The sequence below is a fragment of the Streptomyces sp. YIM S03343 genome (assembly GCF_054729195.1).
The window spans coordinates 126,349-140,943 of record NZ_JBPUKX010000002.1 but is presented as its reverse complement, the minus strand read 5'-3'; the positions used below and the strand labels follow the sequence as shown (position 1 = coordinate 140,943).

Annotated in this window: 14 protein-coding genes and 1 pseudogene; 11 read left to right on the top strand and 4 right to left on the bottom strand. The window is 68.3% G+C overall.

What is annotated here, in order from left to right; genetic code table 11:
* The first annotated feature begins 23 nt into the window (after positions 1-23).
* From ACSYGN_RS36415 to ACSYGN_RS36395, 5 genes and pseudogenes are all read left to right on the top strand, one after another.
* Positions 24-425: a hydrogenase maturation nickel metallochaperone HypA/HybF gene (locus ACSYGN_RS36415; protein WP_460404244.1), complete on the top strand. Its 402-nt coding sequence runs from the start codon at positions 24-26 to the stop codon at positions 423-425.
* Positions 426-431: 6 nt separating this feature from the next.
* Positions 432-1,223, top strand: a complete 792-nt coding sequence (gene hypB / locus ACSYGN_RS36410) for a hydrogenase nickel incorporation protein HypB (protein WP_460404242.1) — start codon at positions 432-434, stop codon at positions 1,221-1,223.
* A gap of 425 nt (positions 1,224-1,648) precedes the next feature.
* Positions 1,649-2,140, top strand: a pseudogene (locus tag ACSYGN_RS36405) (hypothetical protein); the annotation flags it as partial.
* Between the two features lie 82 nt (positions 2,141-2,222).
* Positions 2,223-2,711 carry a hydrogenase maturation protease gene (locus ACSYGN_RS36400; RefSeq protein ID WP_460404240.1) on the top strand — a complete coding sequence of 163 codons (489 nt, stop codon included), beginning with the start codon at positions 2,223-2,225 and terminating at the stop codon, positions 2,709-2,711.
* On the top strand, positions 2,704-3,039 hold the full coding sequence (locus ACSYGN_RS36395) for a hydrogenase maturation nickel metallochaperone HypA (protein WP_460404238.1): 336 nt from the start codon (positions 2,704-2,706) through the stop codon (positions 3,037-3,039). The genes ACSYGN_RS36400 and ACSYGN_RS36395 overlap by 8 nt, the downstream gene beginning before the upstream one ends.
* 229 nt (positions 3,040-3,268) lie before the next feature.
* Here ACSYGN_RS36395 and ACSYGN_RS36390 read toward each other — a convergent pair whose 3' ends face one another.
* Together ACSYGN_RS36390 and ACSYGN_RS36385 are read right to left on the bottom strand one after the other, a co-directional pair.
* Positions 3,269-4,606 (bottom strand): protoporphyrinogen/coproporphyrinogen oxidase, encoded by a 1,338-nt coding sequence (locus tag ACSYGN_RS36390; protein WP_460404236.1) that lies wholly within the window; start codon positions 4,604-4,606, stop codon positions 3,269-3,271.
* A gap of 70 nt (positions 4,607-4,676) precedes the next feature.
* The gene (locus ACSYGN_RS36385) at positions 4,677-6,350 is read right to left on the bottom strand and encodes an FAD-dependent oxidoreductase (RefSeq protein WP_460404234.1); all 1,674 of its coding nucleotides are present in this window, start codon (positions 6,348-6,350) and stop codon (positions 4,677-4,679) included.
* A gap of 603 nt (positions 6,351-6,953) precedes the next feature.
* Here ACSYGN_RS36385 and ACSYGN_RS36380 point away from each other — a divergent pair.
* Positions 6,954-7,193 (top strand): hypothetical protein, encoded by a 240-nt coding sequence (locus ACSYGN_RS36380; RefSeq protein WP_460404232.1) that lies wholly within the window; start codon positions 6,954-6,956, stop codon positions 7,191-7,193.
* On the opposite strand, the gene ACSYGN_RS36375 is transcribed toward ACSYGN_RS36380, so the two are convergent.
* Positions 7,156-8,787, bottom strand: a complete 1,632-nt coding sequence (locus ACSYGN_RS36375) for a hypothetical protein (RefSeq protein WP_460404230.1) — start codon at positions 8,785-8,787, stop codon at positions 7,156-7,158. The two genes, ACSYGN_RS36380 and ACSYGN_RS36375, sit on opposite strands and share 38 nt — an antisense overlap.
* Here ACSYGN_RS36375 and ACSYGN_RS36370 point away from each other — a divergent pair.
* From ACSYGN_RS36370 to ACSYGN_RS36350, 5 genes are all read left to right on the top strand, one after another.
* The gene (locus ACSYGN_RS36370) at positions 8,761-9,123 is read left to right on the top strand and encodes a methionine adenosyltransferase (RefSeq protein WP_460404228.1); all 363 of its coding nucleotides are present in this window, start codon (positions 8,761-8,763) and stop codon (positions 9,121-9,123) included. The genes ACSYGN_RS36375 and ACSYGN_RS36370 overlap by 27 nt on opposite strands.
* Before the next feature lie 423 nt (positions 9,124-9,546).
* Positions 9,547-9,735: a hypothetical protein gene (locus ACSYGN_RS36365; RefSeq protein ID WP_460404226.1), complete on the top strand. Its 189-nt coding sequence runs from the start codon at positions 9,547-9,549 to the stop codon at positions 9,733-9,735.
* Between the two features lie 63 nt (positions 9,736-9,798).
* On the top strand, positions 9,799-10,077 hold the full coding sequence (locus tag ACSYGN_RS36360) for a hypothetical protein (RefSeq protein WP_460404224.1): 279 nt from the start codon (positions 9,799-9,801) through the stop codon (positions 10,075-10,077).
* Positions 10,078-10,301: 224 nt separating this feature from the next.
* Complete coding sequence (locus ACSYGN_RS36355) at positions 10,302-11,807, top strand: alpha/beta hydrolase (protein WP_460404222.1); 1,506 nt, start codon at positions 10,302-10,304, stop codon at positions 11,805-11,807.
* 361 nt (positions 11,808-12,168) lie between these two features.
* Positions 12,169-12,540, top strand: a complete 372-nt coding sequence (locus ACSYGN_RS36350; protein ID WP_460404220.1) for a hypothetical protein — start codon at positions 12,169-12,171, stop codon at positions 12,538-12,540.
* 213 nt (positions 12,541-12,753) lie between these two features.
* Here the strand turns inward: ACSYGN_RS36350 and ACSYGN_RS36345 are convergent, their stop codons facing one another.
* Positions 12,754-13,956 (bottom strand): cytochrome P450 family protein, encoded by a 1,203-nt coding sequence (locus ACSYGN_RS36345; RefSeq protein WP_460404218.1) that lies wholly within the window; start codon positions 13,954-13,956, stop codon positions 12,754-12,756.
* Positions 13,957-14,595 lie beyond the last annotated feature (639 nt).

Here is a 14,595-nt window from a genome sequence, read left to right as displayed (position 1 = left end):
GATCCGGGAGAAGAGGAAGTGCCGTGCACGAGCTGTCGATCTGCGAAGGGATCGCCCGAGCCGTGATCCGCCATGCCGGCGGGCGCAAGGTCCGGTCGGTCGAGCTCAGGGTCGGAGCGCTGCGGCAGGTGGTTCCCGACGCCCTGGTCTTCTGCTGGTCCGTCGCGGCCCGTGACCCCCTCCTCCAGGGATCGGTGCTCGACGTCGACGTGGTGCCCGCCGAGGTCGAGTGCGTCGAGTGCGGAGCCAGGCACACCCTCAGCAGATTCGTCCTCCAGTGCCCCGACTGCCAGGGCCTGGTGTCGGTGGTGTCGGGTGAGGAACTCCTCATCATGTCCATCGAAGTCGAGGACGGGGACGACCCGGACGGCAGTCCGGCGGAACAGGACAGCGGGCAGCCGGCGGGCTCCGGCACGAAGGAGTGATGGGTCATGGGTCGTTTCCACCGGCACGAGGACGGCACCGTCCACGCGCACGCCGACCACGACGACGGCGAACACTCCCAGGCGAGCGCGGCCGTCGGTGACCACTCGGGGTACCGCACAGGAACCCAGCGTGTGGAAGTCCTGGAAGCGATCTTCGGGGAGAACGACCGGCTCGCTGCCGCCAACCGCGCCGACTTCGACGCCGCCCACGTCCGTGTCGTCAATCTGATGTCCTCACCCGGGGCGGGCAAGACCATGCTTCTGCGTCGGACGTTGGAGCGTCTTGCAGGAAAGCTGCGAGTCGGCATCGTCGAGGGGGACATCGAGACGAGTCTGGACGCCGACCGGCTGCAGGGCTTCGGTGCCGCGGTTGCCCTCATCAACACGGGTGACGGGTTCGGCGGCGAGTGCCACCTCGATGCGCCCATGGTCCGCTCCGCACTGCCACGGCTGCCGCTGGGGGACCTCGATCTTGTCGTGGTGGAGAATGTCGGAAATCTCGTCTGCCCGGCGGAGTTCGGCATCGGTGAACACGCCAGAGCGATGGTCTACTCCGTGACGGAGGGTGAGGAGAAGCCCCTCAAGTACCCGGTGATGTTCCGGTCCGTGAACCTCGTGGTGATCAACAAGATCGACCTGCTCCCGCATCTCGATTTCGACCTCGATCTCTTTCTGAAGAACCTCGAGGCGGTCAACCCCGGCGTCGCGACGATCATGGCGAGCGCCAGGACGGGGGAGGGCGTCGACGCCTGGTGTGCCTGGCTCACCGATGAAGCGCAGCCCTCCGCCACACCTTGAGGTCTTCAACGATGTGCCTGGCGGGCGCCAGGACAGCGGGATCGTCCTCGCCCGGGGCCATCTTTGCGGTGCGCCAGTCGACGGAGCCGTCGCGACTCACGCCCGCAGCTTGCGGATCCCTCGCCCACTTGTACACCGCGACAACTTTCACGGCGCGTACTCCCTTCACGACGCTGCATGCCCGCCGAACGATTCGCGCCTCGGCGTCGCCCTGGTGCGCGGCTCCGCCGGGCATCCGTCACGCTCAGCCCGGTCTCAGGCAACCGTGTGGCGAGGCCGGGGCCAATGTCCTGCTCACCCAAATCGCCGGCGGTTCCTGTCTTCGTTGACAAAGGACATCCGCGCGAGCGAGCATCGCGCAGACCCGCACACCTGACGCACCGCTTCGGGTGACGCGACGGACACGGGAGTAAAGGGGTCAGGACATGGCCGCCACCGATCCGATCCCGGAAGACATCAGGCGCATGCTGGGAAGCGCGATCGCCCGTGACGCGGACCTGATTGTCATGAGGGCCCTCGCGGAAGTGCACCGGCACGTCGTCGACGTGGTCGGCGGTATCGGGGCAGCCGAGTACCTACGTCCCGTCGTGGCCGACGCGGTCGCGGAACATGCGACATCCCTCACCCTCGGCCTGCGGACGGTGCCCCGGGGTGATTCGACCGCGGCGCTGCGCATCGCCCAGGACCTGGTGGCCATGTTCCTCGTCCAGTCCGTCACCGGTGTCGCCCTGCTGGCGGTCGATGACCGGGGCGGCTGGGAGTGGACCCTGACCGGCTGGGTCTTCAACGTGGCCACGATCGGCACCGTGCGCCTCGTTCACCATCTGATCCTCTGGTTCACTTGGGGATTCGTCGTCAACCACGTCTACTCCGCGATCCTCATGGACAACGTCGAACGCAGCGGAGTGATCTCGTCCATGGTCAACGGCTTCAAACACGTACCGAAGCACCACCTGCCGAAGGACCCCGCGGACAGGGACCAGCAGACAAGGACCGCCCATGAACAGCCGACCCCCCGTGCTCGTCCTCGGCATCGGCAACGAACTGTTCACCGACGAGGGCCTGGGTGTCGTCGCCGCCCACCGCATCGCCGGGCTCAGCCTCGACGGTCTGCAGGTGATCGACGGCGGCACTCTCGGGATCGCCTTGCTCCCCGAGATCGCCGGCCGTGAGGCGCTGCTCGTCCTGGACGCCGTCGTCGCGGATGGCGCCGAACCCGGGACCGTCGTCGTCCTGCACGGCGACGAGGTCACCCGTGCGCAGAGCCTGATGGTGTCCGCCCACCAACTGGGCATCGCGGAAGCCCTCGCGGCCGCCGAGTTGGCGGGGTGCCGCCCCCACCGGCTCGCCGCGGTCGGCATGGTCCCGGCCGACCTCGACACCGGGTACGGCCTCTCACCGCTCGTCGGGTCCCGGCTCGACCGCCTGGTCCGCCAGGCCCTGGATGTCCTCGCCGGCTGGGGAGTGGAGGTGCCTGCTCATGCATGAGGCCGGCCTTGTCGCCGCCGCCGTCTGCGCACTCGCTTCGGCGGTGGACGGCCGCCCATTGCGCAAGGTGACGCTCGCCATCGGCCCCGGGGTCGACCCCGGGGCCGCACGCCACGCCTGGGAACACGCGACCGCGGGCAGCCCCGCGGCGCAGACCATGGTGACCTGGGCTCGGGCGTCCGACACCCTGACCTGCTTCGACTGCGGACGGGACTACCCCGGCGACCGCCTCACCCCCTGCCCCGACTGCGGCGCCGACGGACTCGTCACCCGCCCCGCCCCCGAGGTCGAGATCCTCGACTACGAGATCACGGCGGCCCCGCGCTGAGCCCGTCCGCAGGCCGTCGTGCGTGCGTCACAGAACCTTCAGATGCTCGGCGAGGTCCCCGGCAGGCGCCTGCGCCTGCCGGGGACCTCGGAGACACGGAGCATGTCATCGGCTGCCTCACCTGGGTGTTACGACCAGGGGACATGGCGCAGGCTGGAGACCTGGCCACCACCACGCCTCCAGCCTTGACTGCCGGGACTTGTCTGGCCGCCACCGGCGGCGGCCACGATCAGATCGTCTCGCGAAGCCCTTGAACGACTTCGGCAGCCCGCCTGCCGGAGTTCAGCGCGCTCTCACACGAGCCCGTGTACAGGTAGTCGCCGCACAGGTACAGGCCCTTGACGTCCTGGTAATGCCGCTCGCGCAGCTGCTTCATCGCCGTCGCGGCTCCGGGGTGCATCGTATAGTTCCCCTCCTCGATCTTGATCGTCTTCGCGGAGGAGAAGTGCTTGGGCAGCTCGGGGAAGAACTTCCGGAACTCCCTCGCGGAGACTTCGGCGATCTCGTCCTCGCTCGAGTTCCAGTACCTGTCGTTCCCCTCGCCGTAGTAGAAGAGCGAGACACACTCCTTGCCCGGAGGCAGGGCTGCGCTTCCGTAGCGGGAGTTGAACAGCAGGCCGCAGAAGGGCGCCCCGGTCCGGCGCGGCATCATGCCACCCATCATCCTGTCCGACAGGACTTCGTCGTAGAAGAGCATGGAGTGCATGCACCGGCAGTAGGTGACCTTGGAGATCGCGTGCTTCTGGGCATCGGACAGGCCAGGGATCAGCCCCAGCACCTTGTTGCCCTGCGTGGCGCAGATCACGGCGTCGGCCTCGTAGAAGCCCTTGTCCGTCTCCACACCGGTCGCCCGGCCGTTCTTTACCGTGATCTCTCTGGCGGGGGTGTCCGCCACGACCGAGTCGCCCAGGTGCTCGACGAGCTTGGTGCCCAGGTCGCCGACGCCGTGCGTGAGGACCTCGCACTGCCCGCCCATCACCGACTTCACCCACATCGCGCCGGCGGCGATGCCCAGGTCGGCCGGCACTGTCAGGCCGATCGTGGCGATGATGGGCTGAACGAGGTTCTCCAGTACCTCCTCGCCGAAGTTGTTGCGGACGAAGTCCTCGAAGTTGCCGCTGTCCTCGCCGTCCAGGTCCGCCAACCAGTCAGTGTTTCCTTCGTACATCCCCGCGCCCTGGCGAGCGATCCATTCGAAGAACCTGGGCAGGTTGGGTCCCATACTCCCGGCGAAGGCTCCGGCCTTCGCCAGCTCCACCGCGTCGCTCGGATCTGGCTTGGAGTTCACCCATCCGTTGTCGAAGTAGGTCCGCATCAGGCTCATGTCCACGGGCAGGACCTGGTCGGTGAGCCCGACCTCGTCGATGAGCTGGTGGGCCACCGTGTAGCTGGGAACGAACAGCTGGGTGGCGATGTTGATCGAGAAACCGTCCTGCTGGTACATCTTCAGGCGGCCGCCGGGCTTCTTGTCCCGGTCGAGCAGAGTGACGTCATACCCGCTCTTCTTGAGCGTGAATGCGGCCGACAGCCCTGAGGAGCCGCCGCCCACGACGACAACCTTCTTCATCAGAGGCGTTTCCCTTCAGTGATTGAAGCAAGCAATGCAGAGAATCGATGACCGGGCCCCGTCGCCGGCCTTAGATGGCGCCCTTCATGTGGAGAACGGCGTGCCTCGCGAAGGTGATGGTCTTCCCCGAGGCGATGCCCACGACCAGTTCCGGGTAGTAGTTGGTGCCGAAGAACCCACCGGCGACATCACCGGCTGCATACAGGCCGTCGATCGCCTTTCCGGCTGTGTCCAGCACCTGCATGTCGGTGTTGATGCGAACTCCGTCCGTCGTATGCATCATCCAGCCCGCATTGGTGGCACCGTAGAACGGCGGCGTCTGGAGGGCGATCAAGTCCTTGGCCGGCTTGCCGAATTCCTCGTCGAGGCCGGCCTTTGCCATGCGGTTGTATCGCTCGACGGTTGCCTTGAACTGGTCGACGGGCAGCTTCAACTTCTCGGCCAGTTCCTCAATTGTTCTTGCCTTCTGGATGTAGCCCTTCATCGAGGCCCGTGCCAGGAGCAGCCGGTTGATGTTCTTCCGAATGCCTTCGTATGTTCTGGGCCTGGTCGCGCTGGGGATCTGGCGGCAGCAACCGACCAGGCGGAAGCGCTCGATGTTCTCCCAGTACCTGGCGTCCCAGATCACACAACTGACGCCGTTCTTCTCGTGTTCGAGGGGGTAGATACTCACGTCGTACGGGACGGACTCGTTGCCGTAGCGACGGCCGTCCATGTTGACCTTCAGGAACGGCTGGCTGCCCATGTGGAAAGCGTCCAGCGGCCCGAGAGTGGAGCCGAGTCGCCGGAAGGGGAGGCCGGACCTCGCACCCGGTTTCGCGATCCCCCGGTCGAAGAGGCCGGCGGTTCCATAGCGGTCTTGGTGGCCTCCGGCCCAGATCGCGGCCTTGATGCCGTCGCCCGTGTTTCCCTTCTGTCCGTAGTACAGGGTCGTGACAGCCGTGGCCTGGGGATTGCGCTTCCCGAACAACTCGTGGTCGTCCGAGTAACCACCCGTGCACAGAAGCACGCCCAGCTCGGCCACGATGCGCAGATAGCTGCCGTCCCGGTTCTTGGCGAGCGCTCCGACCACCCGGCCTCTTGACTTGATCAGCTTGACCAGCGGGGTTCTGAACCTGAACTGGACGCCATAGCCCTTCGCCTTTTTCACGAGCCAGGGCTCGATGAGACCCACACCCCCGTGCAGGCGAGCCTTCGGCCCTCCTTTGAGCAGCGGAATGATGAACTTCGTGTGCGTCGGGAAGATCTTGAAGTCCCCGTGACGACCGTCTCCCGTATCCCATTCCGCAACGTGCTTGATGCCGTACTCGGCCAATTCCTCGGCGAGGAAGTCCATGGTCGGACCGCTTTCGTCCGCCCACAGCCGGATCAGGTTCTCGTTGACGGGGTTCGTACGCTCGATGAGCTTCCGGTCCACATCGTCGTACTGCGCCGGATACTGGACCAACTCCCGCACCAGTTCCTCTTTGTCGAGCCTCGCCGGGGCGCCGGCCGCCCTCTGGGCCCTTGAGTCGACAGCTCCGTTATAGGTCTTGTAATAGCCGACCCGCGCATTCTTCTCGATGACGAGCGCCCTCGCGCCCTGGCTTCCGGCGACGATCGCCGCCACCATGCCGGCCGTTCCTGCGCCGACGATCAGAATCTCGGTCTCGACGGTCTCCGCAATGGCTGATTCCGGAATATCGGGTTCGGTGCCGTACCAAGCGCTGCCCGCGATGTCGTACGCATGTTTGTTGGCCATCATGACGTTCACCTCTGTGCTGGCTGGTCCTCAGGACCACTGGTGGGCTACGGGCATGCTCGGATCGACCGGACGCCCGGTCCGCGCCGCGCCCACTGCCCGAACCCGCGGGCAGCTCCTGTGGCGACGCGCCGAGGGGCCGACACCCTGCCCATGGCAGATACAGGTACTTCTCAGGGGCTCCACCGACGCGGCCACCCCCGTGGCCAGGACGGGGAACGGTGATGCAGGCCGTGACTCCCACGTCGGGGACTGACGGTGAGCTTCGTCAGCGGTCGCCTGCAGCCGACGGACCCGTCGCGGCTGACCGTCGCGGCCTTCGAGCCTCTCGCCCCTTGCGCACCCCAACAACTCCCACAGGCATGCACTCCCTTGCGCGGACACCTCGGCCACCGTCGGCCCAGCCAGACGGTCGCGTCGTGGTCGCCCCCACCAGGCACTGTGTCCCGGTCGACCTGAGGGCATGCAACCACGCAGGCCACGGCGGACCCCATATCCCGCTGAACCAATTCACGGGGGGTTCTTGTCGTTCGCGACAAGGGTCGTCCCACCCGGCGAGGGGCGCGCCGATCAAGAGCAGCGAAGCGATCTCCGTCAAGAGCTCTCGTGGCCGGCCGCAAGGCCCGCCTGGACGCCCTCGCCGCTCAGCACGCGGACGAGGGCATCGAGGCCGCCGCCTTCCCCGCCGACCTCTCCGACCCCGCCTGGCTGCCCCCTCTGGTGGACGCCATCCGCGGTTCCTTCGGCCGCATCGACGGGGTCGAGTACACCCCGATCGGCGGCGATACATCCCCCGGGGCCGGTGGTGTTACAGCAGTCCCGACAGAGGCAGAATGCGCTCGGTGAGCTGTCCGCGCAGCCTTCCGTCGGCGATCTCGGCTCCGGCCAGCCAGTCGGCGTTGACCAGCAGTCCGGCGTGCTCGGCGATCTGTTCGGGCGGCAGGGTGCAGAACGCCGTGACCTGGTTCAGGTGCAACCCGCCGTCGTCGGGGTGTCCGAGGTGTCCGTCGGGGCGGGCGTGGGCGGCGGTGTACAGGGCCAGGAGCCGGGTTGCGGCACCGAGTTTCTTCTTGCGGATCTTCCGGTCGCCCACGACTTTCTGGGCCCAGCCGGAGATCCTCGCGCGGGTGGTCTTGCCGAAGCCGAACGGGCGGGGCTGCTCGGGCAGCAGCGCGGGGACGGTGACGGCGGTGGGGTCTTCGGGCCGGGAGGCCATCGCCTCGCAGGCGGTGCCGGGCAGGCCCAGCCAGCCGGCTGCGACCAGCCGTTCGAGTACCGGTTCGGCATCGTCCTGGAGCCAGCCCGCCAGGTCCTGGCCGGTGATGTTCCCGGTGCCGGCGCGGGCGGCCCGCAGGGTGAGCATGACGACGGCGAGGCGTACCTCGGCCTCGGGGAGCGGGGCGTGGGCGGTGGCGTAGTCCAGCACGGCGCGGGCGTGCACGGCCTGACTGCGGGTCAGCAACCACTCCACCACCGGCCCGTCCCCACCTGCCGTGCCGCCGACCAGGGGGCCGACACGGTTCTCGTGCATCTCGCGGGTGGTCTGCGCGGCCTTCTCGGCGCGTTGCGCCTCTTGGCGCAGGGAGTTGTCGCCGCTCACGTCGGCCCACGTCGCGAATGCGCGGGCCTTGCGCTCGTGGAGTTCGGCGAGCAGGGCGAGGTCGGGTTCGGCGCACTGCTGATAGGCGCGGAAGGCGTCGCCCAGCTCGATGAGCTCCACCCGGAGGATGTCGGGCTTGAGGTCGTGCGGCACGATCCGCTGCGCGATCTTCCCCCACCGCTTGGCCCGCCGGGATGCTGCGCCCGGCGATACGGCGCGGGCACGGGGCACCGACGCCTCGGGAGTTCGGGGTGACGGGGTATCGGCGGTGGGGGAGGGGCCGTGGTCGGAGAACATCGCCGCCGCACGAGCCCCGGCCGTGCCGTCCGCGGGATCCCGCTCAGCAGCCGGCTTCCGCGCCGCCCGGTCGCTCGCGGCCGATGGCGCGGCGGTGTCCAGGACGCGGCAGCCGGGGATGGCGGCAGCGCAGCGCGCGCACATCTCGGCGATCCGCCACAGCCTTCCGGCCCTGTCCCCGTACACCGTCAGCACCACCAGACCGCCGCACCGCACCGTCTCCGTGACCGGTCGCGCACCACCCGGTCGTCCGGCGGCAGGCTCGGAGGTGTGCCACGCGCAGTCGGCGGCGCGGCAGGCGCACCACGCCTGGCTGCGCGGCCCGCCGTCCGCGCTGATGCCGGCCAGGTGCATGTTGATGTGGCCGGTCGCGGCCTTGCGCGCCTCAGTGGCACCACCGGTGAAGCGTTGATCGGCGCAGGCCGGGCGGGAACAGGAGAGTGTCACCACGCCGGCGGAAGGGCGGCCATAGGGGTCCAGGCGCACCGTCCATACTCGTCCCGCGATGCGTTCCTCATGCTGTGTCCCGGCCTCCACCGCCATGGGCACCTCCCACGTTCCTTGATCCGTTGCCAGACGGTCCCCATCATCGGGGATACCGCCACCCAGTCCCCGGATAACGGAACTTTCGGGCCCGGCGTGCCGCCTCGTACGTTCTTGGCAGCCGACAGCACGAGCACGGCTGTGATCACCACGACGGGCCTGGCCGCCGCCTCCACCCCGACCGCCGTCGAGGTTGTCGAACGCGAGCGAGCCGGTCACCCCGATACCGTCGCCGACGGTATCGCCGAGGCGATCCCTCGCGCGTACAGCCGTGCGTCGAGGTGTGGAGCCAGGAGCCCGTGGCCGGGAGCCAGGCGCGTCGTGGCAGCACCGTGATGCTGCGGATGGTCCGCAGCGACCAGCCTCGCGCTCCGAAGACCACGGTGTTGTGGGCGGTGAGCTCCCCCGTTCGGCCGCATGGCAGAGCTCGTGCACACTCGCCCCGGGCCGACCGCTCTCAGCTGTAATGCGGCCGGATCCGGGACGCCGAAGAGGCCATGGAGATGCCCGTGCACCGGATCCTGTCGAGTGGAGCCGGGCTTCGACGTGCGCAGGTTGTTCCGCCTGCGCTACAGTAGATCTTGGACGGGCTGCCGAAGGGCAGGAATCGTCCACGCGTTGGTGGTCTAAGGAAAGACGCCCCGCTTCCTGCGGGGAGATGCAGGTGCAAGGCCTGCCCGGCGCTCCGCACCCGCCATTCCCCGCCCCGCTACCTACCGGGGTGGGGAATGGCTTGTTTCAGTCCTCCCATGCAGAGCCGTGGCCTGGGATCCCGGCCGCCGACGGCAGCATCCTGGGCGGCTGGCCGCACATCACGGCATCACCGACGTGGAACACATCGAGATCGAGCTGTCGCTCAAACACCCGCACAAGCGCCTCGTCCCCGGCCAGAGCCCTCATTGCCGCCCGGCGGACGCCCGGGTCGTCCTGGAAGACGGACACCAATGAACAATCCGGGCGTGGCGTACGTACGTATTTGAGGGTAAATACTCCGTGAGAGGAGAGGCGATCATGAACCTCCTGAAGCGTGCAGCCCTCATCCTGGGCTCCGTCGCTCTCCTTACCGGCGCCGCGGGTGTCGCCGCCGTCCCCGCCTTCGCCGGCCAGCCCAACCAGTCCTGCGAGGACCAGCCCAGCCGCCCCGGCCAGTCCCAGACCGCCACCGGCTCTGCCTTCAACCCCGGTGGCGTCGCTGGTACCCACTACGCGGGCGAACAACCGCAGAACTCCGTCAACCCCCACTCGGTCTCCCAGTACGACGTGGCCTGCCTCCAGGTCTCGACGCACTGACAATGCCCTCACGCCATCAGTGCAGCCCCGGCGGCAGCGCGAACAGGGGGAGCCCCACTGTGCCCCTCCGGGAGACGTCAGGGTGCTCTCGGGGACATACCTGATGGTCGATCTCTCCGGGCCGGAGAAAGATCGGCAATGTCCGCTGCGGGCCGCACAGCCGCCCGCGGTGGACGGCCGAAGTACGCCGTTCCGGCGTTTCACTCCATTCCCGGAGCCGCCGCATGCCCACACCACTGTTCCGAGGAGCGCTCGCTGCGACCCTCCTCATCGCCCCTCTCGTCGGGTTAGCCCCCGACGCCGATGCCCAGGCTGAGGTGACTTCCTCCGGCACGAACCGCCCGGCATCGACCATCGACTGGTCACCCTGCGAGGAGGAGGCGACCGCCGAGTGCGGAACGGTCACCGTGCCCATCGACTGGGACAGATCCCGGGGTTCCACGATCGACGTCGCCGTCATCCGCAGAAAGGCGACCAATCCGCGGGAACGTCTTGGATCGCTCGTCCTCAACCCCGGCGGCCCCGGCGGATCCGGAGTGGACGTGGTCCTCCACGCGTATGACACCTTTCCGAAGGAACTGCTCAGCCGCTACGACCTGGTCAGCTTCGACCCGCGTGGCGTGGGCCGCAGCCATCCGATCGTGTGCTCGCAGAAGCTGACGGAGGCCGTCCTTTCCCCCATCGTGTCGAGCGAGAAGGAGTTCGACCGGGCGGTGCGGAGCAGCGGGCGCCTGGGCAAGGACTGCCGCCGGAGGACCGGGCCGCTGTTCGACCACGTCGACACGGTCAGCGTCGTGCATGACGTCGACGCCATTCGCACGGCCCTCGGCGAGCAGAAGATCGCGTTCTACGGGTACTCCTACGGCACCCAGATCGGCCTGCAGTACGCCGAGCTCTACGGTGACCGGCTCAGTGCTCTGGTCGTCGACAGCACCGTGGACCACAGCCTCTACAACCCGGAGTTCGTCGAGACCACGAGTGCCGCCGTGGAGGACTCCTTCGACGAGTTCGCCGCCTGGTGCGACCGGAACACCGCCTGCGTTCTCCACGACCAGGGGATCCGGCCCGTCTGGCGCAGTCTGAAGCAGAAGGCCGCCCAGGGCGCGCTGTCCTCCCCGTACGAACCGGGCGCGGCCTTCGGCACCTTCGAGCTGACCACCATGGTGAGATCGCTGCTCACCGGCCCGTACTGGTCAGGCCTTGCGAAGATCATGGCGGCCATGGATTCCGGGTCCACGGTCGACGTCTCCGGGAAATTCGCGACCTTTACGGTGTCCGAGCTGGCGATCTCCTGCCAGGACTGGGACTTCTCCGTGCGCGACTACAGTGACTACGCCGAGTATGTCGAGCAGGCGCAGCGGGTCGCGGAGGACCTGGGGCCGTCACCTGACGCTCTCAAGCAGATGGTCTGGTGCGCCGGTTGGCCGTCGAAGGTCAGCAATCCCCAGCACCGCCTCGACGTCACCGAAGGCCCGAAGGTGCTTGTGGTCAACTCCCTCCATGATCCTGCGACGTCGTACGCCTGGGCGCGGAATGTGGCCCGGCAGTTGGGGGACAGGGCGGCCCTGATCACCTACGAGGGATGGGGCCACGGCAGCTTCAGCGACTCTTCCTGCACGATGAACGCCATCGTCACCTACCTCACCGAGGACACGGCGTCCGCCAGGAACACCGGTTGCCCCGCCGTGGAACCAAGCCTGGAGTACCAGGACTCGATTCTGGGGAGCTGATGCTCCGCCAGCGGTTCGCGGACTCATGTCCCGTCACCTGATGACGAAGAGCCAGCAGGGCGGGCGCTGAGGGATGGCCCGGCCGTTCCCTGGTGGACCCCGCTGGGGAACGACCGGCTAGTCCGGGTCGGCGGGTGTCCAAGGCGGCAGAGCAGACCTCTCCGGGTACGGAGACCGACGTCCCACTTGGGCGTCCCTTCCCGGACCTTCGAGATCAGCGGCTCTCAGGCGTAGGGGCCAGAACCTGCTCGGGCTGAGGCCGTACGCCGACGCCCTCGACACCGACGCGGGGAAGCCGGCGAACAGGCTCCCGAGCCAGCCCCACTGGAAGACGGCGACCACCATGCCGTATGCCCCGCCGATGGACAGCAGGTTGACCACGGTGGCCTTCAGCGGCACGGCCACGGAACGGATCCTGCGGGAGGCGGACTGGGACGTCCGGGTGCTGATCCTCACCACGTTCGACCCGGACGAGTACGTCTACGAAGCGCTGCGCGCCGGTGCCAGCGCCCTCGTCCTCAAGGACATTCCCCCGAGCAACTCGCCACCGCCGTACGCACCGTGGCCGAGGGCGGGGCGCTGCCGGCACCGTCCATCACCCGGCGCCTCATCGGCGAGTTCGCACAACGACGTGCCGTCAACGCCACCTTGGCGGGCCCGCCGTCTGGGGCGACTCACCGACCGCGAACGCGAGATCGTGGCGGCCCTCGCGCGCGGCGCGAGCAACTCGTAGATCGCCGCCCAGCTCTTCACCGGACCCGCCACCGTCACGTCACATGTGTCGAGCATCCTCACCTAGCTCGGTCTGCGTGACCGCGTCCAGATCGTGATCTTCGCCTACGAGAGCGGACTCGTCGAAGCGGGCGGCCATGACATCGGCCGCTGAGACGACGGGCGCCGCACGCCGAGGAGGGACGGGCACGGCTGCACGGGCGATCACCGGCAATCAGTAGCGCACTGGAAGACTGAGCAGGCCGCGGGCGCGCATCGACGGTCGCCACTGCGGTCCGTCCGGTGGGAGGTCAAGCGCAAGTCCCGGAAAGCGGTCGATGAGGGCGGAAAGGGCGATCTCGGCCTCCATACGGGCCAAGGGTGCCCCCAGGCAGTAGTGAATCCCGTGCCCCAGCGCAAGGTGTCCCGTCGCGTCCCGAAGGACATCGAGCCGGTCCGGGTCGATGAAGCGGCGCGGGTCGCGGTGGGCGGCGGCCAGCGACAGCAGGACGGTCTCGCCGGCCGGAATGTCGACTCCGCCGATGGTGATGTTCTTGGTGGGGAAGCGGCGGATCGCCAAGGGCGCGGGACCGTCGTAACGGGCAAGCTCCTCGAGGGCCGATCTCAGCCGGCTGGGATCGGCGCGGAGCGCAGCCAGTTGCTCGGGATGGCTGAGCAGGGCCAGGGCGGCATTGCCGATGAGATGGACGGTGTTCTCATACCCGGCGAAGAGGATGAGGAAGGCCAGCGACATGAGTTCGTCCTCGGTCAGCCGGTCCTGGTCGTCTCGGACGGCGATCAGCGCGGAGAGCAGATCGTCGGCGGGGGCGGCCCGCTTGGCGGCGAGGAGCCCGGTGAAGAAGCCGAGCATGGCCCGGACGGCTTCCTTCGCCTTCTCGGGCCGGGCCGGGTCAGGGGCCACCAGGGAGTCGGTCCAGGACCGGAAGTCCTGCCGGTCGTCCGGGGTCACACCCAACAGATCGCAGATCACGGTGATCGGCAGCGGCGCCGCGTACCAGGAGATGAGGTCGGTGCGGCCGTACGGTGCCATGGCGTCGAGCAGTGCGTCGGCCGTCGTCCTGATGGGTTCCCGCAGGAGCTCGACACGGCGTGGGGTGAACGCCTTGGACACCAGGCGCCGGATGCGGGTGTGGTCCGGCGGGTCCATGTTGAGGAGGTTCGCATCCAGCGCCGGCGGAAGCGCGAGGCCCCGGTAGCCGCCGGGTAATGCGTTGCGCTTGTCCAGGGAGAGCCGGGGATCGGCGAGTGCCTGGCGTACGTCGTCGTAGCGGGTGACCAGCCAGGCCGGAAGCCCGTCCGTCCCGGTGATCCGGTGGACAGGCCCGGCCTCGCGCAGCCGCGCGTACACGACGTACGGGTCGGCGATCAGCTCGGCGGGGTCAACCAGGGGCATGTGCCCGGGCGTTGTGGGTGGCATGGTGTCCACCCTAGACAGACGAGTCGTCAGCACGGACCGCCTCCGTAAGGAGAGCTGGGCCGGAGTCCTTCAGCAGGAACCGGCACGCACCTCCTGCCGCGCCGGCCCCAGCGCGCGCTGCCGGTTCAGGACGAGGCCGTCGGGGTTCCTGCCGCCGACGGATTCCCGGGCGGACATTGTTCGGACGCTCCGGAGGGGGTGTGCAGCGCGCGGCCTGCCTCGCCTGTGGGCGTTGGCGGGCGTGACTGTTTGCGGAGGGTGCGGTGTTCGCGGGGCGGACTGATGAGAGATCTGCATTTCTCGATCCGTGTGCCACGTCGGAGGCTGGCGTCGTGGTGGAAGCGTCCGGGATGTTGCCCGGGGGTGTGACCTGGGCCGGCCCCGTGTCGGGCGGGTGTCGCCACTGTGTGTGTTCGCAATGACGAGGAGCAGGCCGTGAGCTGGTTCGGTGCCGGGATGCCGGGTGGTGTCGTCCCGGGCTGCCGGCTGTCTGCCCGTGCGTGTCCGCCGTGTTGAGGTTGCGCGGTGTCACGTTCGGCCACCGTGTGACGGCCGTGGCTGCGGTCGGGGCGGGCGAGGCGCCGACTGCGTGCGATGTCGTGTGAACGTCTGATACGTCTGATCACCCGAGAGGAAGAC

Excerpts from the sequence above, each read along its gene's own strand:
- ACSYGN_RS36375 (WP_460404230.1), bottom strand. The coding sequence starts at position 8,787 with ATGGCGGTGGAGGCCGGGACACAGCATGAGGAACGCATCGCGGGACGA.
- ACSYGN_RS36390 (WP_460404236.1), bottom strand. The coding sequence starts at position 4,606 with ATGAAGAAGGTTGTCGTCGTGGGCGGCGGCTCCTCAGGGCTGTCGGCC.
- ACSYGN_RS36400 (WP_460404240.1), top strand. The coding sequence starts at position 2,223 with ATGAACAGCCGACCCCCCGTGCTCGTCCTCGGCATCGGCAACGAACTG.
- ACSYGN_RS36355 (WP_460404222.1), top strand. The coding sequence starts at position 10,302 with ATGCCCACACCACTGTTCCGAGGAGCGCTCGCTGCGACCCTCCTCATC.
- ACSYGN_RS36395 (WP_460404238.1), top strand. The coding sequence starts at position 2,704 with ATGCATGAGGCCGGCCTTGTCGCCGCCGCCGTCTGCGCACTCGCTTCG.
- hypB (WP_460404242.1), top strand. The coding sequence starts at position 432 with ATGGGTCGTTTCCACCGGCACGAGGACGGCACCGTCCACGCGCACGCC.
- ACSYGN_RS36345 (WP_460404218.1), bottom strand. The coding sequence starts at position 13,956 with ATGCCACCCACAACGCCCGGGCACATGCCCCTGGTTGACCCCGCCGAG.
- ACSYGN_RS36385 (WP_460404234.1), bottom strand. The coding sequence starts at position 6,350 with ATGATGGCCAACAAACATGCGTACGACATCGCGGGCAGCGCTTGGTAC.
- ACSYGN_RS36370 (WP_460404228.1), top strand. The coding sequence starts at position 8,761 with ATGCTGTGTCCCGGCCTCCACCGCCATGGGCACCTCCCACGTTCCTTG.
- ACSYGN_RS36360 (WP_460404224.1), top strand. The coding sequence starts at position 9,799 with ATGAACCTCCTGAAGCGTGCAGCCCTCATCCTGGGCTCCGTCGCTCTC.
- ACSYGN_RS36350 (WP_460404220.1), top strand. The coding sequence starts at position 12,169 with ATGGACAGCAGGTTGACCACGGTGGCCTTCAGCGGCACGGCCACGGAA.